23 protein-coding genes are annotated in these 24,313 nt (G+C 66.8%); 15 read left to right on the top strand and 8 right to left on the bottom strand.

Annotated features, from left to right (window positions below):
• Nucleotides 1-2 precede the first annotated feature (2 nt).
• Genes FG91_RS06980 through FG91_RS06955 form a run of 6 tightly spaced genes read left to right on the top strand, consistent with a single transcriptional unit; the run spans nucleotide 3 to nucleotide 3,249 of the window.
• Entirely contained in the window at nucleotides 3-449 is a 447-nt protein-coding gene (locus tag FG91_RS06980; protein WP_052187377.1) for an HPr kinase/phosphorylase, read from the top strand.
• 10 nt (nucleotides 450-459) lie between these two features.
• Entirely contained in the window at nucleotides 460-1,398 is a 939-nt protein-coding gene (gene rapZ, locus FG91_RS06975) for an RNase adapter RapZ (RefSeq protein ID WP_037513595.1), read from the top strand.
• A 14-nt stretch (nucleotides 1,399-1,412) separates the two neighbouring features.
• On the top strand, nucleotides 1,413-1,841 hold the full coding sequence (locus FG91_RS06970; RefSeq protein WP_037513594.1) for a PTS sugar transporter subunit IIA: 429 nt from the start codon (nucleotides 1,413-1,415) through the stop codon (nucleotides 1,839-1,841).
• Nucleotides 1,838-2,116 carry an HPr family phosphocarrier protein gene (locus tag FG91_RS06965; RefSeq protein ID WP_037513592.1) on the top strand — a complete coding sequence of 93 codons (279 nt, stop codon included), beginning with the start codon at nucleotides 1,838-1,840 and terminating at the stop codon, nucleotides 2,114-2,116. The genes FG91_RS06970 and FG91_RS06965 overlap by 4 nt, the downstream gene beginning before the upstream one ends.
• Nucleotides 2,117-2,120: 4 nt before the next feature.
• Nucleotides 2,121-2,936 (top strand): TrmH family RNA methyltransferase, encoded by an 816-nt coding sequence (locus FG91_RS06960; RefSeq protein WP_037513589.1) that lies wholly within the window; start codon nucleotides 2,121-2,123, stop codon nucleotides 2,934-2,936.
• 52 nt (nucleotides 2,937-2,988) lie between these two features.
• Nucleotides 2,989-3,249 (top strand): hypothetical protein, encoded by a 261-nt coding sequence (locus FG91_RS06955; protein WP_200878414.1) that lies wholly within the window; start codon nucleotides 2,989-2,991, stop codon nucleotides 3,247-3,249.
• A 94-nt stretch (nucleotides 3,250-3,343) separates the two neighbouring features.
• On the opposite strand, the gene FG91_RS06950 is transcribed toward FG91_RS06955, so the two are convergent.
• Nucleotides 3,344-4,699, bottom strand: coding sequence for a DNA recombination protein RmuC (locus FG91_RS06950; protein ID WP_037513588.1), 1,356 nt, complete (start codon nucleotides 4,697-4,699; stop codon nucleotides 3,344-3,346).
• A 145-nt stretch (nucleotides 4,700-4,844) separates the two neighbouring features.
• Between FG91_RS06950 and FG91_RS06945 the strand changes: the two genes are divergently transcribed.
• Together FG91_RS06945 and FG91_RS21980 are read left to right on the top strand one after the other, a co-directional pair.
• Nucleotides 4,845-5,168, top strand: coding sequence for a hypothetical protein (locus tag FG91_RS06945; protein WP_152568028.1), 324 nt, complete (start codon nucleotides 4,845-4,847; stop codon nucleotides 5,166-5,168).
• 36 nt (nucleotides 5,169-5,204) lie between these two features.
• Nucleotides 5,205-5,378, top strand: a complete 174-nt coding sequence (locus tag FG91_RS21980) for a hypothetical protein (protein WP_161785634.1) — start codon at nucleotides 5,205-5,207, stop codon at nucleotides 5,376-5,378.
• Nucleotides 5,379-5,430: 52 nt separating this feature from the next.
• Here FG91_RS21980 and FG91_RS06940 read toward each other — a convergent pair whose 3' ends face one another.
• Together FG91_RS06940 and FG91_RS06935 are read right to left on the bottom strand one after the other, a co-directional pair.
• The gene (locus FG91_RS06940) at nucleotides 5,431-5,907 is read right to left on the bottom strand and encodes a hypothetical protein (protein ID WP_037513585.1); all 477 of its coding nucleotides are present in this window, start codon (nucleotides 5,905-5,907) and stop codon (nucleotides 5,431-5,433) included.
• A 6-nt stretch (nucleotides 5,908-5,913) separates the two neighbouring features.
• Nucleotides 5,914-6,441, bottom strand: coding sequence for a copper chaperone PCu(A)C (locus tag FG91_RS06935; RefSeq protein ID WP_037513584.1), 528 nt, complete (start codon nucleotides 6,439-6,441; stop codon nucleotides 5,914-5,916).
• 154 nt (nucleotides 6,442-6,595) lie between these two features.
• Here FG91_RS06935 and dnaK point away from each other — a divergent pair, with 154 nt between their 5' ends.
• Both dnaK and dnaJ read left to right on the top strand, forming a co-directional pair.
• Nucleotides 6,596-8,506, top strand: a complete 1,911-nt coding sequence (dnaK, locus tag FG91_RS06930) for a molecular chaperone DnaK (RefSeq protein WP_037513583.1) — start codon at nucleotides 6,596-6,598, stop codon at nucleotides 8,504-8,506.
• A 121-nt stretch (nucleotides 8,507-8,627) separates the two neighbouring features.
• Nucleotides 8,628-9,755: a molecular chaperone DnaJ gene (gene dnaJ, locus FG91_RS06925; protein WP_037513582.1), complete on the top strand. Its 1,128-nt coding sequence runs from the start codon at nucleotides 8,628-8,630 to the stop codon at nucleotides 9,753-9,755.
• A gap of 99 nt (nucleotides 9,756-9,854) precedes the next feature.
• On the opposite strand, the gene FG91_RS06920 is transcribed toward dnaJ, so the two are convergent.
• Nucleotides 9,855-12,167 carry a patatin-like protein gene (locus tag FG91_RS06920; RefSeq protein ID WP_037513581.1) on the bottom strand — a complete coding sequence of 771 codons (2,313 nt, stop codon included), beginning with the start codon at nucleotides 12,165-12,167 and terminating at the stop codon, nucleotides 9,855-9,857.
• Between the two features lie 143 nt (nucleotides 12,168-12,310).
• On the opposite strand from FG91_RS06920, the gene FG91_RS06915 reads away from it, so the two are divergent.
• From FG91_RS06915 to FG91_RS06900, 4 genes are all read left to right on the top strand, one after another.
• Complete coding sequence (locus FG91_RS06915; RefSeq protein WP_037513580.1) at nucleotides 12,311-14,557, top strand: TonB-dependent receptor; 2,247 nt, start codon at nucleotides 12,311-12,313, stop codon at nucleotides 14,555-14,557.
• 19 nt (nucleotides 14,558-14,576) lie between these two features.
• On the top strand, nucleotides 14,577-15,662 hold the full coding sequence (locus FG91_RS06910) for a PepSY-associated TM helix domain-containing protein (RefSeq protein WP_037513729.1): 1,086 nt from the start codon (nucleotides 14,577-14,579) through the stop codon (nucleotides 15,660-15,662).
• A gap of 135 nt (nucleotides 15,663-15,797) precedes the next feature.
• Nucleotides 15,798-17,966 (top strand): primosomal protein N', encoded by a 2,169-nt coding sequence (locus FG91_RS06905; protein ID WP_037513579.1) that lies wholly within the window; start codon nucleotides 15,798-15,800, stop codon nucleotides 17,964-17,966.
• A 71-nt stretch (nucleotides 17,967-18,037) separates the two neighbouring features.
• Nucleotides 18,038-19,594 (top strand): hypothetical protein, encoded by a 1,557-nt coding sequence (locus tag FG91_RS06900; RefSeq protein WP_037513578.1) that lies wholly within the window; start codon nucleotides 18,038-18,040, stop codon nucleotides 19,592-19,594.
• Between the two features lie 7 nt (nucleotides 19,595-19,601).
• Here the strand turns inward: FG91_RS06900 and FG91_RS06895 are convergent, their stop codons facing one another.
• The 3 genes from FG91_RS06895 to FG91_RS06885 are packed head-to-tail and all read right to left on the bottom strand — an operon-like array spanning nucleotide 19,602 to nucleotide 21,861.
• Nucleotides 19,602-20,360, bottom strand: coding sequence for an isocitrate lyase/PEP mutase family protein (locus tag FG91_RS06895; protein ID WP_037513577.1), 759 nt, complete (start codon nucleotides 20,358-20,360; stop codon nucleotides 19,602-19,604).
• Nucleotides 20,360-21,394: a bifunctional DNA-binding transcriptional regulator/O6-methylguanine-DNA methyltransferase Ada gene (ada, locus tag FG91_RS06890; protein WP_152568027.1), complete on the bottom strand. Its 1,035-nt coding sequence runs from the start codon at nucleotides 21,392-21,394 to the stop codon at nucleotides 20,360-20,362. The genes FG91_RS06895 and ada overlap by 1 nt, the downstream gene beginning before the upstream one ends.
• A 2-nt stretch (nucleotides 21,395-21,396) precedes the next feature.
• Complete coding sequence (locus FG91_RS06885; RefSeq protein ID WP_037513575.1) at nucleotides 21,397-21,861, bottom strand: DUF1203 domain-containing protein; 465 nt, start codon at nucleotides 21,859-21,861, stop codon at nucleotides 21,397-21,399.
• A gap of 100 nt (nucleotides 21,862-21,961) precedes the next feature.
• Here FG91_RS06885 and FG91_RS06880 point away from each other — a divergent pair, with 100 nt between their 5' ends.
• Nucleotides 21,962-23,512, top strand: a complete 1,551-nt coding sequence (locus FG91_RS06880) for a S1C family serine protease (RefSeq protein WP_037513728.1) — start codon at nucleotides 21,962-21,964, stop codon at nucleotides 23,510-23,512.
• 3 nt (nucleotides 23,513-23,515) lie between these two features.
• Here FG91_RS06880 and FG91_RS20920 read toward each other — a convergent pair whose 3' ends face one another.
• The gene (locus FG91_RS20920; protein ID WP_052187376.1) at nucleotides 23,516-24,304 is read right to left on the bottom strand and encodes an alpha/beta hydrolase; all 789 of its coding nucleotides are present in this window, start codon (nucleotides 24,302-24,304) and stop codon (nucleotides 23,516-23,518) included.
• Nucleotides 24,305-24,313 lie beyond the last annotated feature (9 nt).

Here is a 24,313-nt window from a genome sequence, read left to right as displayed (position 1 = left end):
CCATGCTTCCGAGCCGGACCCGAACCGATATCGTCAATATCCATGCCAGCTGCGTCGCGGCGGGCAATGGCGGCGTGCTGATCCTCGGCAATTCGGGACAGGGCAAGTCGGACCTCGCGCTGCGGCTGATCGACCGCGGCGCCAAGCTGGTCGCCGACGATCGCTGCGATATCTGGTTCGAGCGCGATCGCCTGTGGTGCCGCCCGCCCGAAAATCTCGCGGGCAAGCTGGAAGTCCGCGGCATCGGGATCATCGAACGCGCATGGACGGCGCCCGTGCCGCTCGCGCTCGCGGTGCGCCTGACCGACCGTTACGATCGCATGCCGTCGATCAACCAGTTCGAGACGGTCGCGGGCCGCCCGCTGCCCGCGCTGCTGCTGTCGGCGTTCGAGGCGTCGGCGCCGATCAAGATCCTGCTCGCACTCGAACGGCTGGCGCCCGGCGCATGATGTTTCGACGATGAGTCCGGCCGCCGAATCGCGCCTGTTGCTGGTTACCGGCCTGTCGGGCGCGGGCAAATCGACCGTGCTCAAGGTGCTCGAAGACCTCGGCTGGGAGGTGGTCGACAATCTGCCGCTCGCGCTGCTCGAAACGCTGATCGACGCGCCGATGCAGCGCAGCGAAGCGGGTCGCCCGCTCGCGATCGGGATCGACAGTCGTAGTCGAGGTTTCCGTCCCGCGCTGCTCGTGCGCCGGATCAAGGATTTGCGCGAAGCGGGCGGCCGCGACATCCAGACTTTGTTCCTCGACTGCGCGGGCGCCGAGCTTGAACGCCGCTTTTCCGAAACGCGCCGCCGCCACCCGATGGCCGAGGACCGCCCCGCCGCCGACGGCATCGCGCGCGAGCGCGAGATGATGGAGCCGCTCCGCCGCTGGGCCGAGCATGTCGTCGATACGACCAACTACAGCAGCAATGATTTGCAGCAGGAAATCCGCCAGCGCTTCGGCGATGCCGGCGACGGCGAGCCCGTGCTCAACGTCATGAGCTTCGGCTTCGCGCGCGGGCTGCCGCGCAACGCCGACCTCGTCTTCGACATGCGCTATCTGCGCAATCCGCACTGGGACCCGAAGCTGAAACCCGGCACCGGGCTCGACGCCGATGTCGCCGCCTATGTCATCGCCGACCCCGCCTATGAGGACAGCGTCGCGCAGATCGAGAAACTCATCCTGACCCTGCTGCCGCGCTACCGCGCCGAGGGCAAAAGCTATGTCACCATTGCTTTTGGTTGCACCGGCGGCCGCCACCGGTCGGTCCATGTCGCGGCGCGTGTTGCCCAAACGCTACGCGAATCCGGATATGAGCCAACGCTGACCCACCGCAATCTTGACTCTGCCCCGCAAGATGGGCTTGAGGGCAGGCCCCCGCCCGCGGCTTCCGCGCCCGGCGGCAAAACATAAGGGTCGACGACTGCATGCCGAACGATAAGGCTCTGCCGCTTCTGGGAATGGTGCTCGTCACCCACGGCCGCCTCGCCGAGGAAATGGTGCGCGCGATGGAGCATGTCGTCGGTCCCCAAAGGGCGATCGCGACCGTGTGCATCGGCCCCAACGACAATATGGAAATGCGCCGCAAGGAAATCGCCGACGCGATTCGCAAGGTCGACGAAGGCCGCGGCGTCGTGATGCTCACCGACCTGTTCGGCGGCACGCCGTCGAACCTTGCGATCAGCCTGCTCGAATCGGGGCGCACCGAAGTGATCGCGGGCGTCAACCTGCCGATGCTGATCCGCCTCGAAAGCGCGCGCAAGACGATGGAGCTGCGCGCCGCGGTGATCGCCGCGAAGGAAGCCGGCCAGAAATATATTTCGGTCGCGTCGGAAATGCTGGGAGTGGGCCCTTGAACGAAAATTCCGAGACGGTCGAAATCACCAACCAGCGCGGCCTGCACGCGCGCGCGAGCGCCAAGTTCGTGACGTTCGTCAGCCGCCTGCCCGAAAGCGTCTCGGTCGAGGTCGAAAAGGGCGGATCGCGCGTCAACGGAACTTCGATCATGGGCCTGATGATGCTCGGCGCCGCAAAGGGCGATTCGATCACCATCCACACGCGCGGCGACGGCGCCGACGCGGCGCTGCTGAAACTCGTCGGGCTGGTCAAGGACAGCTTCGGCGAGGATTGACCGGATGACCGGTCGCCGTTCCCAAATCGAAAGCCTGTCGAATCCGCTGATCAAGCGGATGCGATTGCTGCGCGAAAAGCGCCATCGCCGCGCCGAGGGGCTGTTCCTCGCCGAAGGGCTGCGCATCGCGACCGAGGCGCGCGAGGCGGGCGTGCTTCCGCAATGGCTGTTCCTCGGGCCCGAGGGCGACACACACCCCCTCGCCGCGGCGCTCGCCGCCGACACGCTCGCGGCGGGCGGCGAGGTGATCGACACGACGGGGGCAATCCTCTCGAAATTGTCAGGCAAGGATAATCCGCAAACCGTCGTCGGCATTTATGCCGAACCGAAAACCGCCCTCGCCGATCTCGACCGCGATGCCGCGCCGATCTGGCTTGTGGCCGAACGGCTGCGCGACCCCGGCAATCTCGGCACGATGCTGCGCACCGGCGACGCGGTCGGCGCGGGCGGGCTGATTCTGCTCGACGAATCGACCGATCCCTATGCGGTCGAGGCGGTGCGCGCGAGCATGGGGGCGATCTTCACCCAGAAGCTGGTGGTCGCGCGGTGGGAGGAATTTCTCCCCTGGCTGCGGCAAGGCGCCGGCCAGCTCGTCGCGACCTGGCTCGGCGACGACACGCAGGATTATCAGGCGGTGCGCTACACCGCGCCGACCTTCATCCTCACCGGCAATGAATCGCAGGGCATGCCGAGCGAATATGCCGAGGCGGCCGATGTGCGCGTGAAGATGCCGATGATGGGCAAGGCTGACAGCCTCAACGCCGCCGTCGCGACCGCGGTGATGGCATATGAGGTGCTGAACCAGCAGCGGAACCAATAGCCGTCCGCGCGGTTCATCGATCGATCAGCATATAGCGTTCAGGAGATGCCGCATGATCAGGATCGCCCTCCCCGCCGCTTCGCTTCTCGCGCTCGCCGCCTGTGCACCCGCCGCCGAAACGCCGCCGCAAGGGCCCGGCGATCAGCCCGCCGCCTATATGGCGCTCGGCACCGAGCCCGGCTGGACGCTCGAGATCACGCCGTCGCGGCTCAATTACGACGGCGACTATGGCGAGACCAAGATCATGGTGCCGAACCCCGGCGCCAAAGCGTTGACGAACGGGCGGACCGCGGTGTTGCGGCGGGTGATTTAGGGCTCGTCGCCCCTGCGAAGGCAGGGGCCGCAGGCAACCATGCGCTACGCCGATAGCGGCCCCTGCCTTCGCAGGGGCGACGTTTGCTTTTCTGCTATTCGCCCGCGTCGTTGACCGCCGCCGGCGCCGCCGCCAACTTCGCCAGCGGGCGCGCCGACTGCTCTGCAACGAGCAGCACCGGAATTTCCTTGTCGCCGGTTTCGATATCGAGCGCCTCGAAGCGCTTCGCCTGCGTCAGCACCTGACTTTCGAAGCTGCCGACGAAGGCGTTGTACGCCCCCGTCGCCTGATCGAGGTTGCGCCCGACCTTGGCGATGTGCGCGCCCATCACCGACATGCGCGCGTAAAGCTCCTTGCCGAGCGCGGCGATCTCGCGCGCCTGATTGGCGAGCTTTTCCTGCCGCCACACGGCCGCGACGGTGCGCGCGATCGCGATGAGGTTGGTCGGGGTCGCGAGCAGCACCTTGCGGTCGAACGCATAATCCCAAAGCTCATGGTCCTGATCGAGCGCGGCGGCGAGGAAATGCTCGCCGGGGACAAACATCACGACGAAGTCGGGGGTATCGTCGAACTGGTTCCAATAGGCTTTGGCGCCGAGCGTGTTCACATGCGCCTTCATCGCCGCGGCATGCGCCGCGAGGTGCGCCGCCTTCTCACGCTCGTCGACCGCGCCGAACGCGTCCTGATAGGCGTTCAAGGAGACCTTGGCGTCGATCACGAGGCTCTGCCCGCCGGGCACCTTCACCACCACATCGGGGCGCAGTCGCCCGCCGTCGCCGTCGTTGACGCTGACCTCGGTCTGAAAATCGGCATGTTCGGAGAGGCCGCAGCTTTCGAGTACATTCTTGAGCTGCTGTTCGCCCCAGCGCCCGCGCGCCTTCGGCGCGTTGCGCAGCGCGTTGACGAGTTTCGCGGCCTCGCTCGACACACGTTCGGTGCCCTCGCGCATCGCCGCGATCTGGCCGTGAAGCAGGCCGAAGGCATCGCGGCGCTCGGCCTCGACCTTGCCGACCGCTTCCTCATATTTCTGCAAACGCTCGTGCACCGGGTTCAGAAGCGCCTTCAGATTCTGCCCCGCCGTCTCTTCGCTCTGGCGAAAGCGGGCGTCGGCGCGTTCGAGGAACGCCTTTTGCGCGCCATCGAGCATCACCTGCCCGACCTCGCGGAACTGCGCGGTGAGCGCCGCCTGCGCGTCCTTCAGCCCCGCAATCTGCGCATCATGCGCCTCGTCGCGCGCTTTCTGCTCGCTGAGCAGCGCGGCGAGCCGGATATCGGCGGCCTTGCGCGCCTCGGCCTCGGCGGCAAGATCGGTCACCGCACTCTTGAACCGCTCCGAAAGCCCGTCGCGCTCGGCGGTGAGCGCGCCCGACTGGCGCCCGGCGAAGAGCCAGCCGATCAGGGCACCGATGGCGAGGGCAACAAGGGCGACGACAAGCGAGGTTGAATCCATAAACGGAACATAGGACGAACAGCGGACGTTTGGCCAGCGAAGAATGGCGGCGCGCCCGACCGGCTATAGTTTTCCGGGACCACGAAGCCCGGGTTGCGGCCGCCGGGATTGCATGTGCCGCCCTTCCGGATAGAATGCTGCCGACATGATGCAACGGCGCCTCTTTCAATCGCTGCTCCTGCTGTTTGCAGCGGTGATGCTTGCGGCGGGGCCGGGCAGCCCGCTCTGCACCGCAGCCGCGGCGGCCCCGGTCGACGTCCCCGCGATGGCGGGCTGCGACATGTCTGCGCCGGCGAAGAAAACGCCGCTGCCCGCGCACCCCGATTGTGCGTCGCCCTGCATCGCGATTGCCTGCCGGGCGCCCGATATTGCCTTGGCCAGCCCGGAGAAATTCATCCCGTCCGATACCGCAATGGCGCGGCTCGACGGTCTTGATCCGGTTCCCGAAGCCGAACCGCCGCGCTCCTGAATGCGATCCCGATTTCAGTCATTCAAAGGAGCATTTATGAAGAAGATCTTGTTCGGGCTGGCGATCGCGCTGGCCACCCCCGCCGTCGCCCATGCCGCAGAGGCGCCCAAGAAGGCGTGCTGCTGCAAGGAAATGAAGGACGGCTGCTGCTGCGACAAGAAAGGCGAGGACAAGTCCGATCACGCCGATCACAAGGATATGCAGCACTGATATCCGGACCGGGGAGCGCTTGCCGCTCCCCGGTCTTTTTCATGCCTAGCCGTTATCCGGGCTCAGCCTCGAACGGCAGGATTGCGCGATAGGCATCGATCCCCGGCGCGCCGCCGACGACCATGCCCTGCGTGAGCAGCCAGTAATGGCGGACGATTTCGGCCTGTTGCTCCAATCCGTAGCGTTCGAGGAGCCAGCCGGGTTTGAGGCTGTAACTGTAGGTCGCGAACGGGTGGCGCATCAGCACCAGATACCAGCGCCCGCGCGTCTGCGCCTGCCAGACATGCGTCATCTCGTGGATGAATAACCCCTGCAATCGCTGCGACGCGGCGCTGAAATCCTCGCAATAGAGCTCGCCATGCGGATTGAAGTGCAGGCTGCCCATCGGCGCCATGACGATGTGGCGCGGCTGGAAGAATATCCATTTGTCATGGCACACACGCACGCGGTCATAGGCGATGGCGTCGCCGAACACGCTGCGCGCCAGCGCGACCTCGCCTTGGGTCAGGGGACGCGCATGGCGCGGCACGCGGACTTATTTCTTGGCCGCGTCCGGCGCCGCCTTTTCGGCGGCATGATCCATCGCGCCATGGTCCATTCCGCCCTCCGCCGCAGCGCCCTCGGCCGGTTTGATCACCAGATCGAACAGGATGCGTTCATTATTGTTGTTGGTGAAGACGAACGCCATCGGCAGTTTGCCCGCGCGCACCGCGGCGCCGTTGATGCCCCAGATCATCAGATGCTTGCCGCCCTGCTTGAACACCAGCTCGCCCTTGGCGGGGACGTCGGCGCGGAGCAGCGGCTTCATCGTCACGACGCCATTTTCCTTGACGCTTTCGTGCATCTCGACGCGCTGCGCGAGGTCGGCGGTCACCGCGACGAGCTGGACCGGCTGCGGCCCGCCCTGGACGCGGAAATAGCCGACCGCCGGGCGGTCGGGGGTCGCGCCCATCACGATATGGCCGCTGACGACGTTCAGCGGCTTGGCAGCGACCAGATTATCGCCGCAGGCTGTCAGGGTCAGCGCGGTGACGGCGAGTGCAAGGATCGCAAAAGGTTTCATTTTGGGAGGACTCCGTAAAAGCGCGTCATTTCACGCCCTCGATAAGCCTTCAAAGCTCTTGTGCCAAGGATTAGCGCACCTATATCGCCGTCATCAAACCCATGGACGGCGTGCCTTTTCAGGGCGCCAGAGAAGCAACAAGGACGTAATACCAATGGCCAAAGTGATCGGGATCGACCTCGGCACCACGAACAGCTGTGTCGCGGTGATGGAAGGCGGAAAACCCAAGGTTATCGAAAATGTCGAAGGCACGCGCACGACCCCGTCGATCGTCGCCTTTGCCAAGGATGGCGAGCGCCTGATCGGCCAGCCGGCGAAGCGCCAGGCCGTCACCAACCCCGAAAACACCGTTTTCGCCGTGAAGCGCCTGATCGGCCGCCGCTTCGACGACCCGATCACCAAGAAGGACACCGAGCTGGTCCCCTACACGATCGTCAAGGGCAGCAATGGCGACGCGTGGGTCAAGGCGGGCAACGAAGATTATTCGCCGTCGCAGATCTCGGCCTTCATCCTTCAGAAGATGAAGGAAACCGCCGAAGCCTATCTGGGCGAAAAGGTCGAGCAGGCGGTCATCACCGTTCCCGCTTACTTCAACGACGCGCAGCGCCAGGCGACCAAGGACGCCGGCCGCATCGCGGGCCTCGAAGTGCTGCGTATCATCAACGAGCCGACCGCGGCGGCGCTCGCTTACGGCCTCGACAAGACCGAGAACAAGACGATCGCGGTCTATGACCTTGGCGGCGGCACCTTCGACATCTCGATTCTCGAGGTGGGCGACGGCGTGTTCGAAGTGAAGTCGACCAACGGCGACACCTTCCTCGGCGGTGAAGATTTCGACTCGAAGGTTGTCGAATTCCTCGCCGACACCTTCAAGAAAGACGAAGGCATTGATCTTCGCGGTGACAAGCTCGCGCTGCAGCGCCTGAAGGAAGCCGCCGAAAAGGCGAAGATCGAACTGTCGTCGGCCGCGACGACCGAGGTCAACCTGCCCTTCATCACCGCCGACGCCAACGGGCCGAAGCACCTTGTGAAGACGATCACGCGCGCCGACCTTGAAAAGCTGGTCGAAGAGCTGGTCAAGCGCACCCTCGAACCCTGCAAGAAGGCGATCAAGGACGCCGGCATTTCGGCGAGCGAGATCGACGAAGTCGTCCTCGTCGGCGGCATGACGCGCATGCCGCGCGTGCGCGAAGTCGTGAAGGATTTCTTCGGCAAGGAACCGCACACCGGCGTGAACCCCGACGAAGTCGTCGCGATCGGCGCCGCGATCCAGGCCGGCGTGCTGCAGGGCGACGTCAAGGACGTGCTGCTGCTCGACGTCACCCCGCTGTCGCTGGGCATCGAGACGCTGGGCGGCATCATGACCAAGATGATCGACCGCAACACGACGATCCCGACGAAGAAGTCGCAGGTCTATTCCACCGCCGACGACAACCAGTCGGCGGTGACGATCCGCGTGTTCCAGGGCGAGCGCGAAATGGCGCAGGACAACAAGATCCTCGGCCAGTTCGACCTCGTCGGCATTCCCCCCGCACCGCGCGGCGTGCCGCAGATCGAGGTGACCTTCGACATCGACGCCAACGGCATCGTGTCGGTCCATGCCAAGGACAAGGGCACCGGCAAGGAACAGCAGATCAAGATCCAGGCGTCGGGCGGCCTTTCGGATTCGGACATCGACCAGATGGTCAAGGACGCCGAACAGTTCGCCGAAGAGGACAAGACGCGCCGTGAGGCGGCCGAGGCGAAGAACAACGCCGAAAGCCTGATCCACTCGACCGAAAGCCAGCTCCGCGAGCATGGCGACAAGGTCGACGCGGGCCTGAAGTCCGAAATCGAAGCTGCGGTCGCCGAAGCGAAGACCGCGGTCGAAGGCGGCGATGCCGCCGCGATGACCGAAAAGAGCCAGGCGCTCGCGCAGGTCGCGATGAAGCTCGGCCAGGCGATCTACGAGAAGGAGCAGCAGTCGGCCGCATCCCCCGGCGCCGACGATGACGCCGGTGCGGCGAAGGTCGACGAAGATGTCGTCGACGCCGAATTCTCCGAAGTCGAAGACGACAAGAAGTAAGAAAATGATCTTCAACCGTCATGCCGGCGAAGGCTGGCATCGCTCTCGGCAAGGCACCGCCAGCCCGATAGCGACCCCGACTTTTGCCGGGGTGACGGCTGAGGAAGGGGCCTGCTGACCTATGTCACTCGACATCGATTATTACGAACTGCTGGAAGTCGAGCGCACCGCCGACGATGCCGCGCTGAAGGCGAGCTACCGCAAGCTCGCGATGAAATATCACCCCGACAAGAATCCGGGGTGCGACAACAGCGAAGCGCGCTTCAAGGCGATCAGCGAAGCCTATGACTGCCTGAAGGACCCGCAGAAGCGCGCCGCCTATGACCGTTTCGGCAAGGCCGGCGTCAACGGCAACGGCGGTTTCGGCGGCGGCAATGGCGCCGATTTCGGCGACATTGGCGATATTTTCGAATCGATCTTCGGCTCGGCGTTCGGCGGCGGGCGCCAGCAGCGCGGCCCCGCGCGCGGCGCGGACCTGCGCTACGACATGGAGATCAAGCTCGAGGACGCCTTTGCGGGCGTCACGCGCGAAATCCAGGTCGATGTCGCGGCGCGCTGCGATGCGTGCGACGGATCGGGCGCCAAGCCCGGCACCCACACCAACCGCTGCTCGACCTGCGCCGGCCACGGCAAGGTGCGCGCGCAGCAGGGCTTTTTCATGGTCGAACGCACCTGCCCGACCTGTCAGGGTGCGGGCGAGGTCATCGCCGATCCCTGTAACTCATGCCATGGCGAAGGCCGTGTCGACCGGCGTAAGACGCTGACCGTCAACATCCCCGCCGGGGTCGACGAGGGCACGCGCATCCGCCTGTCGGGTGAAGGCGAGAGCGGCGCGCGCGGCGCGGCGCCGGGCGACCTTTACATCTTCCTCCACATGGCGCGGCACAAGGTGTTCGAACGCGAGGGCACGACTTTGTTCACGCGCGCGCCGATCAGCTTCACCACCGCGGCGCTCGGCGGCGAGATCGCCATCCCCGGTCTCGACGGCAAAAAGCACGACATCGCGATCCCCGCGGGCATCCAGTCGGGCAAGCAGCTCCGCCAGCGGGGCGCCGGTATGCCGGTGCTCAACGGCCGCGGCCACGGCGACCTGGTCGTCCAGATCGACGTCGAGACGCCGACGAAGCTCACCGCGCGGCAGAAGGAATTGCTCTGCGAGTTCCGCGAGACCGAGACGGGCGAGGAATGCCCCGCAAGCCAGGGCTTTTTCGGCCGCATCAAGGAAATGTGGGACGATCTGACGGATTGATTTCCGTCGCCCCCGCGAAGGCGGGGGCCGCTGGAAGCATTATCCGCACTGGCGGTGTAAACCGCTAACGGCCCCCGCCTTCGCGGGGGCGACGGATACTTACCCGATCTCGCTCCGTAGCTCATCGATCAGCGCCTTCACCTTCGGCAGCCGCCCCTCCTCCTCGTCGAGGATGGCATGGAACGCGCGGCGCTTGATCGCCTTCAGATCCTCACCCGCCAGCGCCCCGTCGCCGCCGACGCTCGATGCCACGATGTCGATCAGCCGGTCGGCGCCGTGGAGCCGGCCCCACAGATAATCATTCTCGCGGTACGCGCGGCTGAAGAACGCGCCGAAGCTGTTGAACTCGACCCCCTTCAGCATCGCCGCCGCGCCGCCGGTGCGGATCGCGGTCGCGTCCGACGGCGAGATGCGGTCGATCTTGATCGGGTCGAATTCGTCGAACCCCTCGCCCTGCAGTAGCGGCAAGGTCGCGATGTCGTAAAAGGGGTAGCCGAGATAGGCGAGCAGGAGCGTCCGCCGGTCGCCCTTGGGCATCGCGGCAAGCCCCGCGGCAATGAGCGCATCGGCCTCGCCATCGACCGTGCGGAGGTCGCGCCGCGCCGCGATCGCATCGATCCAGTCGCCGGGCCCGGCATCGGCGGGCAGGTCGAGGTCGGCGAGCCAGCTGTCGCCCTGCCGGTCGAGATAGAGGCCGAGCGCGGTGAAGATCGCCTCGCGCATGGCCTCGCACACGGGGTCGCGGCCGTCGCGCGTCGCCTCGACCGCGGTGTCGAGTTCGCGCGCGAGGAAACGCAGGCGCCGAATGCGAAAGCCGAGGTCGTGGGTGCGGAAAAAGACGACGGCGTCGCTGCTCGCGCCTGCACCTTTTTTTCCCGAAATCCGGTCGAGCCCGCGCGCGCGCGCCTCGTCCCACAGCGCGAGGCGCCGGTTCGCCTGATGAACCGCGCCCTCGGGCGGCAACAGCCGGTCGATCAGGCTCGCCATCTCCTCGATCACCGCCGACAGCTTGAGGTGGCCATAGGGCGCAAAGGCGAAACCCGCGCGCGCCGCCGCCTGATCCTGCGCCTTCGCGCGCCATTTTTCGAGCCGCGCGACCGTCGGCGTGTCGAGGAAGAAGGTGGTGCCGAACAGCGCCGCGACCTGCTCCTCGACCTCGACCTTCATCGCGTCGACGATATGCTGCATCCGGCGGATGCGGCGCGACATGCCCTCGATCGCCTCGACATTCTCGCGGATCGGCTGTTCGCGCGGAATTTCGGACAGCGCCCCCAATATGGTGGCCAGAAAGCCGGGAAGCCGCGCTCCCTCGCCCGCCGCCTGTTCGCCCGGCTTGCCGAAGCTGATCGAGCGATAATCGGGCTTGGGGTCGATATAGACGAAACGGCGGTCGATCTCGCGCCGCGCCGGACGCTGTTTCAGCGCCGCGATCGCGGGCCGGAAGGGCGCATTCGCGAGCACCGAGCCGTCGATCAATACGCGATCGGCGGGATCGCCTTCGCCGCCCGCCGGAAGCTGCGCATGGATGAACGCCTCGCGGCCCGGCCATGCGATCTGGCGCTTTTCGAGCACCCGGTCGAGTTCGCGCAAGGTGAAGGGCGGAAAGGCGCCGGGAAAACTCGCCGTCGCGCGCGCCGCCGCGGTCAGCCCCGGCACATCGTCGAGCCGCTTGCCGAGACGGCTGTCCGCGCGAAAATGCAGCATCAACCGATGCTCGTCCTCGGTCACGCGCGCCGGGCTGTTGAGCGCGAGCGGCACGCTGTGCCCCGCAAAATCGGTGACCGAGACGAACAGGTCGACCGGCTGTCCGTCCGGCACCAGCACCGGCCCGCGCGGCCCCGCATCCATCGCGTCGAACGCATCGAACAGCAGGTTCGTGAAGGTTTCGCCGCCGAAGGGCGGTTCGAACCAGCGCGCGCGGACGAAGCGCGACAGCTTGACGCGCACCTCGTCCTGCGCGCCGGCGCCGACGGTGCGGTCGATGGCGTTGCCGCGCTTCTTCATCATCCAGCCGGCGATCGGCACCGCCCAGAATTTGGTCGCCGCCGACAGCGGGCGTGCATCGGGGTCGATCAGCTTGTCGACATCGGCGCCGTCGAGCCAGAGGTCGGTCAGCGGGTCGAGCGACTGCCCCGTCGCCAGCGCGCGCGCGAGGAAGATGCCGTTGATGCCCCCCGCACTCGCCCCCGCGACGATGTCGGCGAGAACGCGCAGCCGCACGTTGCTGCGCGCCGCGATCGCGGCGAGCAGCTCGCCATAGACCGCGCCCGCGCCGGTCAGCGGCGTGCCCTCGTGAAAGGCACGCGACGCCGCCGCGAGCCGCCAGACCTCTTTCGTGATGCCGTGCATATAGACGGCGAGACTGATGCCGCCGTAGCAAATCAGGGCGAAGCGCAGTTCCTTTTCCCGCATTGGCAACCTGATAGCGCGCTTTTCGGCGCTGTGGCGAATTTTCCACAGCCTATGCGAAAGTAGCGATATCGCGTCGATCAGGCGGATTTTTCCTTGCCTATGCGAATCGCTCTCATTAGCGGCCCTGCCAACAGGAGTTGATAATGATTCGCAAAATTGCCGCCGCCGCACTGCTCAGCACCGCGCTTTCGTCGCCCGCCTTCGCACAGGACGGCGCCCCCGTCGATGCGGACAACGCGGCCGGCGAGACGATCGTCGTCACCGCGGCGCGCACCATCCTGCCGCCGAGCGCGCTGCCGCTGACGATCGACATCATCGACAAGGATGCGCTCGACCAGCAGATCGCGATTTCGGGTTCGGTCACCGACGCGGTCGCGAACCTGACCCCCAGCTTCTCGCCGACGCGGCAGAAGCTTTCGGGCTCGGGCGAATCCTTGCGCGGACGCTCGCCGCTCTATGCGATCAACGGCATCCCGCAATCGACCCCGATGCGCGACGGCAGCCGCGACGGCTTCACGATCGATGGCTTTTTCGTCGACCGCGTCGAGCTGATCTTCGGGTCGAACGCCTTGCAGGGAATCGGCGGCACCGGCGGCATCGTCAACCAAGTCACCGTCGGCGCGCCGACCGAAGAGGGGATTTCGGGCCGCGTCCTGCTGCAGGGCACCGCCGACAATGATTTTTCGAAGGCCGGGATGGGCGGCAAGGCCGGCGGCCTCTTCCAGTACAAGGCGGGCGCCTTCGACGCGTCGATCGGCGCAACTTATGAAATCCGCGGCGTCTTTTCCGACGCGAAGGGCCGCCCGATCGGGCTCAACCTGACGCAGGGCGAAACGCAGGACAGCAAGGCGACGAACTTCTTCGCGCGGCTCGGCTATGAATTGTCGCCGAGCGCCCGCCTCGACCTGATCGCCAGCCGCTACGAGTTGAAGGGCGACGGCGACTATGTCGCGGTCGCCGGCAACCGCGCGCTCGGCATCCCGACCAGCGCGGTGCGCGGCAACCCGCCGGGCAAATCGGCGCAGAGCCGCACCGAAAGCGTCGCGCTGTCGCTGACCGACACCGACCTTGGCGGCGGCAATTTCGTCAGCCAGATCTTCTTCAACCGCAGCCGCGATACCTTCGGCGGCGAAATCGTCACGCAAGCGACGTTCCAGGATCCGGCGATCGCCCCCGTCGGCACGCTGTTCGACCAGTCGCAGAACCGCAGCCGCAAGCTCGGCGCCAAGTTCAGCTACGAACGCGCGGTCCCCGGCTTCGAGGATCTGACACTGACGATCGGGTTCGACGCGCTGGTCGACAAGACCGAACAGGCGCTGATCGCGACGGGCCGCCGCTGGGTGCCGCCGAGCGATTTCCGCAGCCTCGCGCCCTTCGGGCAGGCGAACCTGAAACTGTTCGACGGCGTTGTGCGCCTCGCAGGCGGGGTCCGCTGGGAAAATGTGAAGATCAAGATCGACGATTATCGCACGCTCGCGTCGACCACCTTCGTCGCGTGTCCCGCGCCGCCCGCCACGCAGCCCGTGCCGTGCGGCCTCGCAAGCTATGGCGGCGTCGACGTCGCCGGCGGCAAGCCGAAGTTCGAAGACCTATTGATCAACGGCGGCGTGATCGTCGAACCGTGGGACGGCATCCGCGCCTATGCAAGCTATGCCGAGGGCTTCACCGTTCCCGACATCGGCCGCATCACCCGCGCGGTGAACCGCACCGGGGTCGACATCGACAATTTCCTCGATATCTCGCCCGTCGTGTCGAACAACCGCGAGATCGGCTTCGAGGTGAAGCGCGGCCCGGTCGACGCGAGCGCCGCCTATTTCTGGTCGTCGAGCGACAAGGGCCAGCTGCTCGTCACGGGCGCCGACCGCAACTTCGACGTCCAGCGGCTACGCGTCGAAATCCAGGGGCTCGAGGTCAACCTCGGCGTCCAGACGCCGATCGACGGGCTCAAGCTCAATGTCGGCTATGCGCATCTGACCGGCCGCTTCGACAGCGATGCGGTCCCCGACGGCAAGGTCGACAGCGACCTCGACGGGGTCAACATTTCGCCCGACCGCGTCAACCTCGCGGCGAGCTACAACAGCGGCCCCTTCTCGGCGCGCATCCAGACGCAGGTCTATCTGAAGCGCCGCTTCGACGGCAAGGCGCGCGCCGCCGACGATGCGCGCGGCAGCCCGCTCAAGCTGCGCGACAATGATTTCGGCGGCTACACGCTGACCGACGCCTATGTCCGTTACCAGACGGGCTTTGGCGGGATCAGCCTGTCGGCGCAGAATCTCTTCAACAAGCAATATATCGACTATTCGAGCGACACGCGTCTGCCGAGCGACCAGCTCTCCTATTTCGCGGGCCGCGGGCGCACCTTCACCCTCGGCTGGGACTACAGGTTCTAAAGGGGAGGCGTTTCTGATGATGAAGCTGCTCGACACGCTGCACCGCTGGACGGGGGGCCTGATCGGCCTCGTGCTCGCGCTGCTCGGCCTGTCGGGCACGATCCTGCTCTATGAGCATCTGTGGATCGGATTTCCGGGCACCGGCGATCCGCTGCGCGGCGACCTGACGACGGTCGCCGCGACCACCGAAAGGCTGATGGCCGCGCCGGGTGCGCAGGGCATCATCTATGCCGACGACCGCTTCGGGCTGCACCAGCTCCGCTTCGGCAAGGACGCCGGCGCCTATGCGAGTCAGTCGGGCGACATCGTCACGCGCTGGGCGAGCCAGTGGGAGCGGCCCGAGCTCTGGATCTTCGACTTCCACCACCATCTCTTCGCGGGCGACAATGGCGAATGGGTGATCGGGATCGCCGGGCTGTGCGGGCTGTTCTTCGTGATCAGCGGCGTGATCCTCTGGTGGCGGACGCGGAAAACGTTTCAACTGCGATTGTGGCCGAAACGGATGAGCCGCCCGTCGATCGTGATGCACCACCGCGACCTCGGCATCATCGTCGCGCCGCTGCTGCTGATTTCGATCGTCACGGGCACGATGATGATCTTCCGCCCGTTTGCGATGGTGATGATCGCCCCCTTTGGCTCGCCGGCCGAGGCGGCGAAGGCGATCGAGCCGCCGAAATACAAGGGCGGGCCGCTCGCCGAAAAGCCCGATTACACCGCGATGCTGACCGAAGCGCGGCGCCGCTTCCCCGACGCCGAATTCCGCATCCTCAGCCTGCCGCGCAAGGCGGGTGACCCGATCATGCTGCGGATGCGCCAGCAGGCCGAATGGCTTCCCAACGGCCGCTCGACTTTGTGGTTCGACGCCGCAAACGGCGAACTGCTCGGCGCGCGCGACGCGCTCGCGATGCCGGGCGGGGCGCAGGCGTTCAACATGGCCTTCCCGATCCACGCGTCGAAGGTCGGCGGCTGGACCTGGCGCATCGTGCTGACGATCTCGGGTCTTTCGCTGACGATGCTCGGCAGCCTTGCGGTATGGACCTTCTGGTTCAGGCGCCCGAAGCCCGCGAAGCGGCCGGCGAAGAAGGCGGCGCTGGCCTCCACCTGACCGTCGCCCCCGCGAAGGCGGGGGCCGCTGGATATGTTGCACAAGGCCGATAGCGGCCCCCGCCTTCGCGGGGGCGACGGTTTCTGTCACCCGCGCTTTCCTATTTTACCCGCCACCCTATATCCTGCGCAGTCCATGACCCGCGCCCGCGTCCTCCTCCTCACCGCCGCCCTCGGCCCGCTCGACTATCGCGTCCCGCGCGAAAGCGAGGCGCCGCTCGGCAGCGTCGTGATCGCGCCGCTCGGCCCGCGGCGGCTCGGCGGCGTGGTGTGGGAGGATGCAAGCTTCGGCGCGCCCGAGGCGGTCGGCGACAACCGCCTCCGCAATCTCTACGAAGTCGTCGCTGTGCCGCCGATCGCCGCGCCGCTCCGCCGTCTCGTCGAATGGACAAGCGACTATTATCTCGCGCCGCCCGGCGCGGTGCTGCGCATGGTGCTGCCCGGCGTTGCCTTCGCCGATGCGCGGCGCCCGATCGTCGAATATCGCGCGACCGGCGAACTCCCGGCGCGGATGACTCCGCAGCGCATCGTCGCGCTCGAGGCGATCGGTGAGCGGCAGGGCATGGTGCGCGACCTCGCCGCGATCGCCGAGGTCAGCGACGCGGTGATCCGCGGGCTCGTGAACACCGGTGCGCTCGAGGCGGTGACCGTCTCGGCCGACCAGCCCTATCCCGTACCCGACAGCGGCTTTGCGCCGCCCGACCTCTCGGACGAACAGACCGCCGCAGCGGCGCAGCTCCGGGACGCGGTGCACGTCGCCAAATTCGACACTTTGCTGCTCGACGGCGTCACCGGGTCGGGCAAGACCGAAGTCTATATGGAAGCGATCGCCGCCGCGATCGATGCCGGCAAGCAGGCGCTCGTCCTGCTCCCCGAAATCGCGCTCACCGAGCCGATGCTGACGCGCTTTACTGCGCGCTTCGGCTGCGAGCCGGTCGCCTGGCACTCGGGGCTGCGCTCGGCCGAACGCCGACGCGCCTGGCACGCGATTGCATCGGGCGACGCGCGCATCGTCATTGGCGCGCGCTCGGCGCTCTTCCTTCCTTACGCCCGGCTCGGCGTGATTGTCGTCGATGAGGCGCATGAGACGAGCTTCAAGCAGGAGGACGGCGTCCATTATCACGCGCGCGACGTCGCGGTGATGCGCGGGCATTTCGAGGGGCTCCCTGTGGTGCTCGCGAGCGCGACCCCAGCGCTCGAAAGCCTCGCGATGGTCGAGGCCGGACGCTATCGCCATATCCAGCTCCCCGCACGCTTCGGCGGTGCGACCTTGCCCGATCTCGCCGCGATCGACATGCGGCAGAACCCGCCCGACCGCGGCCGCTGGCTCGCGCCGCCGCTCGTCGACGCGCTCGCCGACCGGCTCCAGAAGGGCGAGCAGAGCCTGCTCTTTTTGAACCGCCGCGGTTTCGCCCCGCTGACCTTGTGCCGGACGTGCGGCCACCGCATCCAGTGCCCGAACTGCACCGCGTGGATGGTCGAGCACCGGCTCGTCCACCGCCTCGCCTGCCATCATTGCGGCCATGTCATGCCGCCGCCGCGGCTCTGCCCCGAATGCGAGGACGAGGACAGTCTCGTCGCGTGCGGGCCGGGGGTCGAGCGCGTCGCCGACGAGGTCGCGCTACGTTTCCCCGAGGCGCGCGTCGCGATCGTCACCAGCGACACCTTGTGGTCGCCCGCAAAGGCCGCAGAGTTCGTCGACAATGTCGAAGGCGGGCTGGTCGACATCATCATCGGAACCCAGCTCGTCACCAAGGGCTATCATTTCCCCAACCTCACGCTCGTCGGCGTCGTCGATGCCGACCTGGGGCTCGACGGCGGCGACCTCCGCGCGTCCGAGCGCACCTTCCAGCAGATTGCGCAGGTCGCGGGGCGCGCCGGGCGCGGGGTCAAGCCCGGCGAGGTGCTAATCCAGACGCGCGTGCCCGAGGCGCCGGTGATGGCCGCGCTCGTCGCGAACGACCGCGACGGTTTCTATTCGGCCGAGGCCGCGGCGCGCAAATTCGCGGGCGCGCCGCCCTATGGCCGCTTCGCCGCGCTCGTCATCTCGTCGGAGGATATCGAGGTCGCGCGCGGGCAGGCGCAGCGGCTGGGGCAGAAAGCGCCGGTTGCCGAGGGGCTCGCGGTCTATGGCCCCGCGCCTGCCCCCTTGGCTATGCTGCGCGGCCGCCACCGCTTCCGCCTCCTCCTCCACGCGCCGCGCAGCTTCGACCTGCAGGGGACGATCCGCGACTGGGTGAACAGTGTCGACTGGCCGGCAAAAGCGCGCCTCGCGATCGATATCGACCCCTATAGCTTTGTTTAGCTGTAACAGGGCTTTACTGTAGCCGGGCGCGCTGGCAGCATCCCCTAAGGGTTATGATGCGGGGGCGCAGGATGAAAAGGATCGGCTTGGGCCTGCTGGCCGGGATCGCGATGGTCGCTATGGCGGGACCGGCCGAGGCCAAATGGCTGCGCGCCGACACCGACAGCTTCATCATCTACAGCGAGAGCAACGAGAAATCGCTGCGCGAATTCGCGCAGAATCTGCAGCGATTCGACACCACGCTGCGCCTGCTCTTCAAGGTCGAAACGCCCGGCGAGGAAAGCAAGCTGCCGATCTATCTGGTCGCCGCGGCGCCCGACGTCGCCGAACTGGCAACCGGATCGCGCAGCGCGTCGGTCGCGGGCTATTATCGGCAAGACCGCGATGGCAGCTTCGCCATGTCCTTTCGCCAGAACGGCGGCAGCAGCGTCGCCGGCACATCGGCCTCGCAGCAGGTGCTGTTCCACGAATACAGCCACCATTTCATGAAGCGCCACCTGCGCGCGGCGTTTCCCGCCTGGCTGATTGAAGGTTTCGCCGAATATTATTCGACCGTCGACTTCGACAAGCAAGGCCGCGCGATGATCGGCCATCCCGTCTACCGCCGCGCCTATGGTCTGTTGCAGATGCCGAAAATTCCTGCCGAGAGGCTGTTGTTCGAACAACCGGGCGCGATGCGCAACAGCGGCCAGATGGATGTCTATTACGGCCGCGCATGGATCCTGACCCACATGCTCCTCCATAGCGCCGCGCGGGGAGACCAGATCAACGCCTATACCAATGCGATCAACGCCGGGACCGATCCGAAGAAAGCGGCGACCGACGCGTTCGGCGATCTGGCTGGGCTCGACAAGGACCTCAACCGCTATATCGAGGGCAAGCTCTCGTATCGCACCCTGCGCGATCCGGTCCCCATCTCGGCCAATATCCGGATTACGCCGCTGTCGGCGGACGAAGATGCCGTAATCATGCCGCGGCTCGAGCGGCTGAATGCGCGCGGCGACGCGGCGCGCCTGACCAAAGCGCGCGACACGCTGCGCAAACTCGCCGCCGCGCAGCCCGCCAATGCCGATGTGCAGTTCGAACTCGCGGCGGCCGAATGGGACATCGACAGCGACAAGCGCGACCTAGCGGCGATGCAGGCAGCGCTCGACAAGGTGCTGGCGGCCAAGCCCGACCATGTCCGCGCCAATGTCCTGCTCGGACGGCTGAAGCTGTATCAACTGCGCGAAAAGGGAGAGGATGACGCCGCCGCATGGCGCGAGGCGCGGAGGCCGATCCAGCTCGCCAACCGCACCGATCCCGACGACGCCGTGCCGCTCTACGCTTATTTCGACAGCTTTCTGACCGAAGGCAAACGGCCGAGCGAGATGGCGATCAAGGCGCTCGAGCGCGCCTTCGTCATCACGCCCGAAAATATCGAGATGCGGGTCTCCTACGCCTTCGCGCTCGCGAATCAGGGTGAGTTCGACCCGGCGTTGCGGCTGGCGCGAACGGTGGCCTTCGACCCGCACGATAATGGCCGGGGCGAAGCGATGCTCGCGCGGCTGGAGGCGATGAAGGCTCGCCGCGCGGGGGCTGCGGGTAGCGGCAAGGAAGCCGTCGCCGACGACGCCGACGACGACTAGCCTTTCGTCAATAATCGGGTTCGGCGCCGCCCAGCACCTGGCTCGCCTGCGCCGCCAGCCACGCCATCGCCGCGGCCCAGGGCTGGTGCCCATGGCTGATCCGCGCGACGCCGAGCGCGGCGAGTTCCTTGTGCGTCGGCCCGCCTTTGCCGCGCAGGATGTTCACCGGCAGCGGCGAGGCGTCGCAGATCGCGCCGATGCATTTAGGGTCGAGCAGGAAGGGCACGAACAGCGACCCCGCGCCCGCATCGGCATAGGCGCGCGCGCGTTCGAGCGTTGCGGCGACGAGCGCGTCGCCGTCCTTCGCCGCATCCTGCCCCAGGAACAGGTCGCAGCGCGCGTTGACGAAGATGCCGGTGTCGGCGGCGGCGCGATAGCGTGCGGCCGCGTCTGCAATCGCGAGCAGTTCCTTCTGCCCGGGCAGCCGGTCTTCCATGTTGATGCCGGCCGCACCGGCGTCGCGCGCCTGTGCCACCGATTCGCCCACCGCCGCAGGATCGTCGCCATAGCCCGCTTCCATATCGATCGTGACGGGAAGGTCGGTGACCGCCAGGATCTGTGCGAGGTTGGCGAGCGCCGCTTCGAGCGGAAAATTCTCGCCGTCGGACGATCCGTGCGCCGACGCGACGCCCCAGCTTCCGGTCGCGATCGCCTTGGCGCCCGTCGCCGCGACCGCCTTTGCGCTCCCGGCGTCCCAGATGTTGATCAGGATCAGCGGGTCGCCTGGAACGTGCAACGCGCGGAACTCGGCAACTTTGTCGGACATCAAAAACTCTCCCTTTTGAGCAATTCTTCCTTGATCGGCAGGCCATAAGCATAGCCGCCCAATGATCCGTCGCTGCGTACCACACGGTGGCACGGGATCAGCACCGCGACATTGTTCGCGCCGTTCGCACTCCCCGCCGCGCGCACCGCCTTGGGCTTGCCGACCGCTGCGGCAATGTCGGCATAGCTGCGCGTCTCACCCGCTGGGATTTTCCGAAGTTCGCGCCACACCGCTTCCTGAAAGGCGGTGCCCTTCACGTCGATCGGGATATGGTCAAAGCCGTTCACCGGCGCCTCGACCGCGTCGACAACCTGTTTTAGCAGCGCTTCGAACTCTTCGCCGCCTTCGACGAGGCTCGCGGCGGGGAACCGCTCCTCGAGCGCCTCGCGCCCTTCATCGAAGCTCAGGCGGCACACGCCCTTCTCCGTCGCGGCGACGAGCATTTCGCCGAGGCTGGTCGGCACGACCGCCCAGTGAATCTCGGTGTCCTTGCCGCCGTTCACCCACGCCGACGCCGTCATGCCCATGCGTCCCTCCATATTCTGGTAGAAACGCGACGGTCCCGAAAAGCCCGCGTCGTAAATCGCGTCGGTCACCCGGCTTCCATCGCTCAGCGCCTTGCGTGCGCGCTCTTCGCGGAGGGCGCGGGCATAGGCGGCGGGCGAGAGGCCGGTATGCCGGGTGAAAACGCGCTGGAAATGCGTCGGCGAATAGCCGGTGCGCGCGGCAAGGTCGCCGAGCGCGAGCGGTTCCTCGCTACCCTTGATCGCCGCGATCGCCTTGATCACCGCATTTTCATCGCGCGCGACATCGTCGGGCAGGCAGCGTTTGCAGGGGCGCAGGCCCGTGGCGCGCGCCGCGTCGCCGTCGGCGAAGAAGCGGACATTCTGGCGCAAGGGATGGCGCGCGGCGCAGCTGGGCCGGCAATAGATGCCCGTGGTCAGCACCCCGGTGACGAAACGGCCGTCCTGCGCCTTGTCGCGCGCCTGCACCGCTTCCCAACGCTCGTCGTCGGTCATGGCCTTGAAGTCCATGGTCAATTCCTCTCGATTCGCGCAGCAAAACAGCCATAGGCGGCGTTGTGCGCATCGATATAGGCAATCGCATCGTCGGCGAACAGATCGCGGATCGCGCCATCGGCCTCGCCCGGCGCCGCGAGCCGCGCGGTCTGCAACATGCCGTCGGCAGCGAAGGCGCGCAGCGCGAGCTGGCGCCCCTCGAACACCGGCGGCAGTTCGTCGCGATAGGTCGCCGCTTCAACGCCCGGCCGCACATAGATCGCATAGGCGCTACGGTACGGCGTTTCGACATCGTGGCTGATGTGGTGGAGCAGGATCAGCACCTCGCCCGCCTTCGCATCGTCGAGGCTGATGCGGCACGGAAAGCCCCGGTCGGCGGTCGCGGTGACGCGGCGTGCGTTGATCGCGGCGAGTTCGCTGTCGTCCATTGCGAACAGCGGGGCAAAGCGATCGGCGGCGAGTCCGGTAATCGCATAAGTCATCAGATCGTCCTTTCTATTCGGTCGGATGCTGATGCCACGTCCCGATTGCGGCCGCGTCCCGATGCTTGCGTTCAAAGTTCCGGCGGCTAGTGTGCGCGCCATGACCCGCCTCCTCGCGCTGCTGCTCGCCCTTCTGACCCTCTCGCCGTCATTGTCGATTCCGGCACATGCCGCCGACGATATCAGCGCCGCGTCGCGCAGCGTCGTGCGCGTCGTCACCGTCGCGATGGTCGATGGCGAGGTTGTCGGTTTCGGCCATGGCAGCGGCATCGCGATCTCGCCGACGCGCATCGTCACCAACGCGCATGTCGTCGAATCGGCCGCGAAATATCCCGACAATGTCGCCTTGGGCGTCGTGCCATCCGAAGGGCAGAAGAGCTTTGCGGGCAAGCTGATCGCGATCGACACCGCGCGCGACCTTACACTGATCGAGATTACCGAGGGCCGCCTGCCCGCCGCCGCGATCTACACCGGCCCGCTCGATTCGGGCGCCGACGTCGTCGCGCTCGGCTATCCGGGCAATGTCGACCTTGCGACCGCGCGCAGCGCCAACGACTATATCACCCCGCGCACCCCGACGCGCAGCGAGGGCAATATGTCGAACACGCAAAGCGTCGACGGGGTCGCGATGCTGATCCACACCGCGAAGATTTCGCGCGGCAATTCGGGCGGCCCGCTGGTCGACCAGTGCGGGCGTATCACTGGGATCAACACCGCAATCACCCGCGCCGACGACGGCGATTCGCCGTTCGCCTTTGCCATTTCGGGGCGCGAGCTCATGCGTTTCCTCGCCGATGCGAACCAGCAATATAGCAGCGTCGGCACCCCGTGCCTGTCGCTCGCCGAGGCCGACGCGCGCGACCGCGCCGCGATCGACGCCGAAGCGCGCGCGAGCGCCGAGGCGAATGCCGCGAAGGATGCCGCCGCCCGGCTCGACCGCGACTTGAAGCAGGCGCGCGCCGCGGAAGACGCGCTCGCCGCGCGCGAAAACCGCATCGCGCTCGCGGGCGTGTTCTTCGTGATCGGCGCGCTCGCCGCGGGCGCCGGCCTGCTCTTCTACAGCCAGAAGAATCTGCGTAACGCCAAAATTGCGGGCGGCGCGGGCGCGGTGCTGATGCTCGGCGCCGCGATATTGTTCGCGACGCGCCCCGACGCGCACGCCGAGATCGCCGAGGAAGCCGCCGTCGCCGCCACCGAAACGCCCAAGCTCGCGCAGGGCAATTTCCTCTGCACGATCCGCCCGGACCGCAGCCGCATCACCGTGTCGGCGACGACCGACGTCCCCATCAACATCGGCAAGGGCGGCTGCGTCAACGGGCGCACGCAATATACGCAGGGCGCCGACGACCGCTGGCAACGCATCCTCGTGCCGAACGACGAAGCGACCGTCACCGTCGCGTCGATCGATTCGAGCGGGCGCGATTACCGCGTCGACCGCTATCTGCTCGACGCCGAGACGATGACCAAGGCGCGCGAGACACGCGCGACGGTCACGCTGAAGAGCTGCACCGCCGACCCCGACGAACTCGCGGGGCTCGCCGCGCAGCAGGACGCGATCCGCAGCGCGCTGCCCGCCAGCCCGAACGAGCGGCTCGTCTATCGCTGCCAGCCGGTGAGCGGCGCGGCGGTCAAACCGGCAACCGGCGGCTGACCGTCAGCGGAGTCCGCCAACCCATTCGGTGAGAATCGCCTGCGCGGGGGCGGTGTAGGCCAGCTCGTGCCCAACCCCTGCGACACGCGCGACCGTCGCGTCGGGCCGTGCGCGCGCCAGCCGCTCGAGATTGGCGGGCGTCACGAGCGTGTCGGCGGCGCCGTGCATCAGATAGACGGGCGCCTTCACACGGGCCAGTTTCGATACATTGTCGAACCGGTCGCGCACCAGCCAGCGCGGAACGAGCGGGACCTGGCTCTTCACGACCGACGGCAAATCCGAAAAGCCCGACACGAGCATCAGCGCCGCGACATCGTACCGCAGCGCCATTTCGGTCGCGGGGCCCGAGCCGACCGAATTGCCGACGACGATGATGTGGCGCGAATCGACCCCGGCCCCGGCGAGCCAGCGCATCGCCGCCGCGCCGTCGCGATAGAGGCCCGCCTCGCCCGGCGAACCGGGATTGCCGCCATAGCCGCGATATTCGACCAGCATCAGCCCGTGCCCCGCCGCCGCCGGCCCGCGCGTCGCCTCGATCGCGCCGCGCATATTGTCGCCATTGCCGTGGAAGAAGAGGAGCGTCTTCTTGCCCGGCAGCGCGGGGCGATAGAAGGCCGAGAGCCGCAAGCCGTCGTCGGTCCGGGTGTGGACGAGCCGGAAGCCATCGATTGCGGCCTGCGGATAATAAGCAGGTGCCGGAAAGATCAGCGGGCGCTGCTGCGTATAGAGCAGCGCCGCCGCGACGAGCGCGAAGACGGCCAGCGCCAGTAGCAGGTTCTGGACCAGCTTCACCCGCCCCGC

It is taken from the genome of Sphingopyxis sp. LC81 (assembly GCF_000756375.1).
Classification (GTDB): domain Bacteria; phylum Pseudomonadota; class Alphaproteobacteria; order Sphingomonadales; family Sphingomonadaceae; genus Sphingopyxis.
Note: the sequence above shows the minus strand (reverse complement) of the source record. Positions and strands in the feature narration are given on the sequence as shown.

Excerpts from the sequence above, each read along its gene's own strand:
- FG91_RS06980 (WP_052187377.1), top strand. The coding sequence starts at position 3 with ATGCTTCCGAGCCGGACCCGAACCGATATCGTCAATATCCATGCCAGC.
- rapZ (WP_037513595.1), top strand. The coding sequence starts at position 460 with ATGAGTCCGGCCGCCGAATCGCGCCTGTTGCTGGTTACCGGCCTGTCG.
- FG91_RS06970 (WP_037513594.1), top strand. The coding sequence starts at position 1,413 with ATGCCGAACGATAAGGCTCTGCCGCTTCTGGGAATGGTGCTCGTCACC.
- FG91_RS06960 (WP_037513589.1), top strand. The coding sequence starts at position 2,121 with ATGACCGGTCGCCGTTCCCAAATCGAAAGCCTGTCGAATCCGCTGATC.
- FG91_RS06955 (WP_200878414.1), top strand. The coding sequence starts at position 2,989 with ATGATCAGGATCGCCCTCCCCGCCGCTTCGCTTCTCGCGCTCGCCGCC.
- FG91_RS06950 (WP_037513588.1), bottom strand. The coding sequence starts at position 4,699 with ATGGATTCAACCTCGCTTGTCGTCGCCCTTGTTGCCCTCGCCATCGGT.
- FG91_RS06945 (WP_152568028.1), top strand. The coding sequence starts at position 4,845 with ATGATGCAACGGCGCCTCTTTCAATCGCTGCTCCTGCTGTTTGCAGCG.
- FG91_RS21980 (WP_161785634.1), top strand. The coding sequence starts at position 5,205 with ATGAAGAAGATCTTGTTCGGGCTGGCGATCGCGCTGGCCACCCCCGCC.
- FG91_RS06935 (WP_037513584.1), bottom strand. The coding sequence starts at position 6,441 with ATGAAACCTTTTGCGATCCTTGCACTCGCCGTCACCGCGCTGACCCTG.
- dnaK (WP_037513583.1), top strand. The coding sequence starts at position 6,596 with ATGGCCAAAGTGATCGGGATCGACCTCGGCACCACGAACAGCTGTGTC.
- dnaJ (WP_037513582.1), top strand. The coding sequence starts at position 8,628 with ATGTCACTCGACATCGATTATTACGAACTGCTGGAAGTCGAGCGCACC.
- FG91_RS06920 (WP_037513581.1), bottom strand. The coding sequence starts at position 12,167 with ATGCGGGAAAAGGAACTGCGCTTCGCCCTGATTTGCTACGGCGGCATC.
- FG91_RS06915 (WP_037513580.1), top strand. The coding sequence starts at position 12,311 with ATGATTCGCAAAATTGCCGCCGCCGCACTGCTCAGCACCGCGCTTTCG.
- FG91_RS06910 (WP_037513729.1), top strand. The coding sequence starts at position 14,577 with ATGAAGCTGCTCGACACGCTGCACCGCTGGACGGGGGGCCTGATCGGC.
- FG91_RS06905 (WP_037513579.1), top strand. The coding sequence starts at position 15,798 with ATGACCCGCGCCCGCGTCCTCCTCCTCACCGCCGCCCTCGGCCCGCTC.
- FG91_RS06900 (WP_037513578.1), top strand. The coding sequence starts at position 18,038 with ATGAAAAGGATCGGCTTGGGCCTGCTGGCCGGGATCGCGATGGTCGCT.
- FG91_RS06895 (WP_037513577.1), bottom strand. The coding sequence starts at position 20,360 with ATGTCCGACAAAGTTGCCGAGTTCCGCGCGTTGCACGTTCCAGGCGAC.
- ada (WP_152568027.1), bottom strand. The coding sequence starts at position 21,394 with ATGGACTTCAAGGCCATGACCGACGACGAGCGTTGGGAAGCGGTGCAG.
- FG91_RS06885 (WP_037513575.1), bottom strand. The coding sequence starts at position 21,861 with ATGACTTATGCGATTACCGGACTCGCCGCCGATCGCTTTGCCCCGCTG.
- FG91_RS06880 (WP_037513728.1), top strand. The coding sequence starts at position 21,962 with ATGACCCGCCTCCTCGCGCTGCTGCTCGCCCTTCTGACCCTCTCGCCG.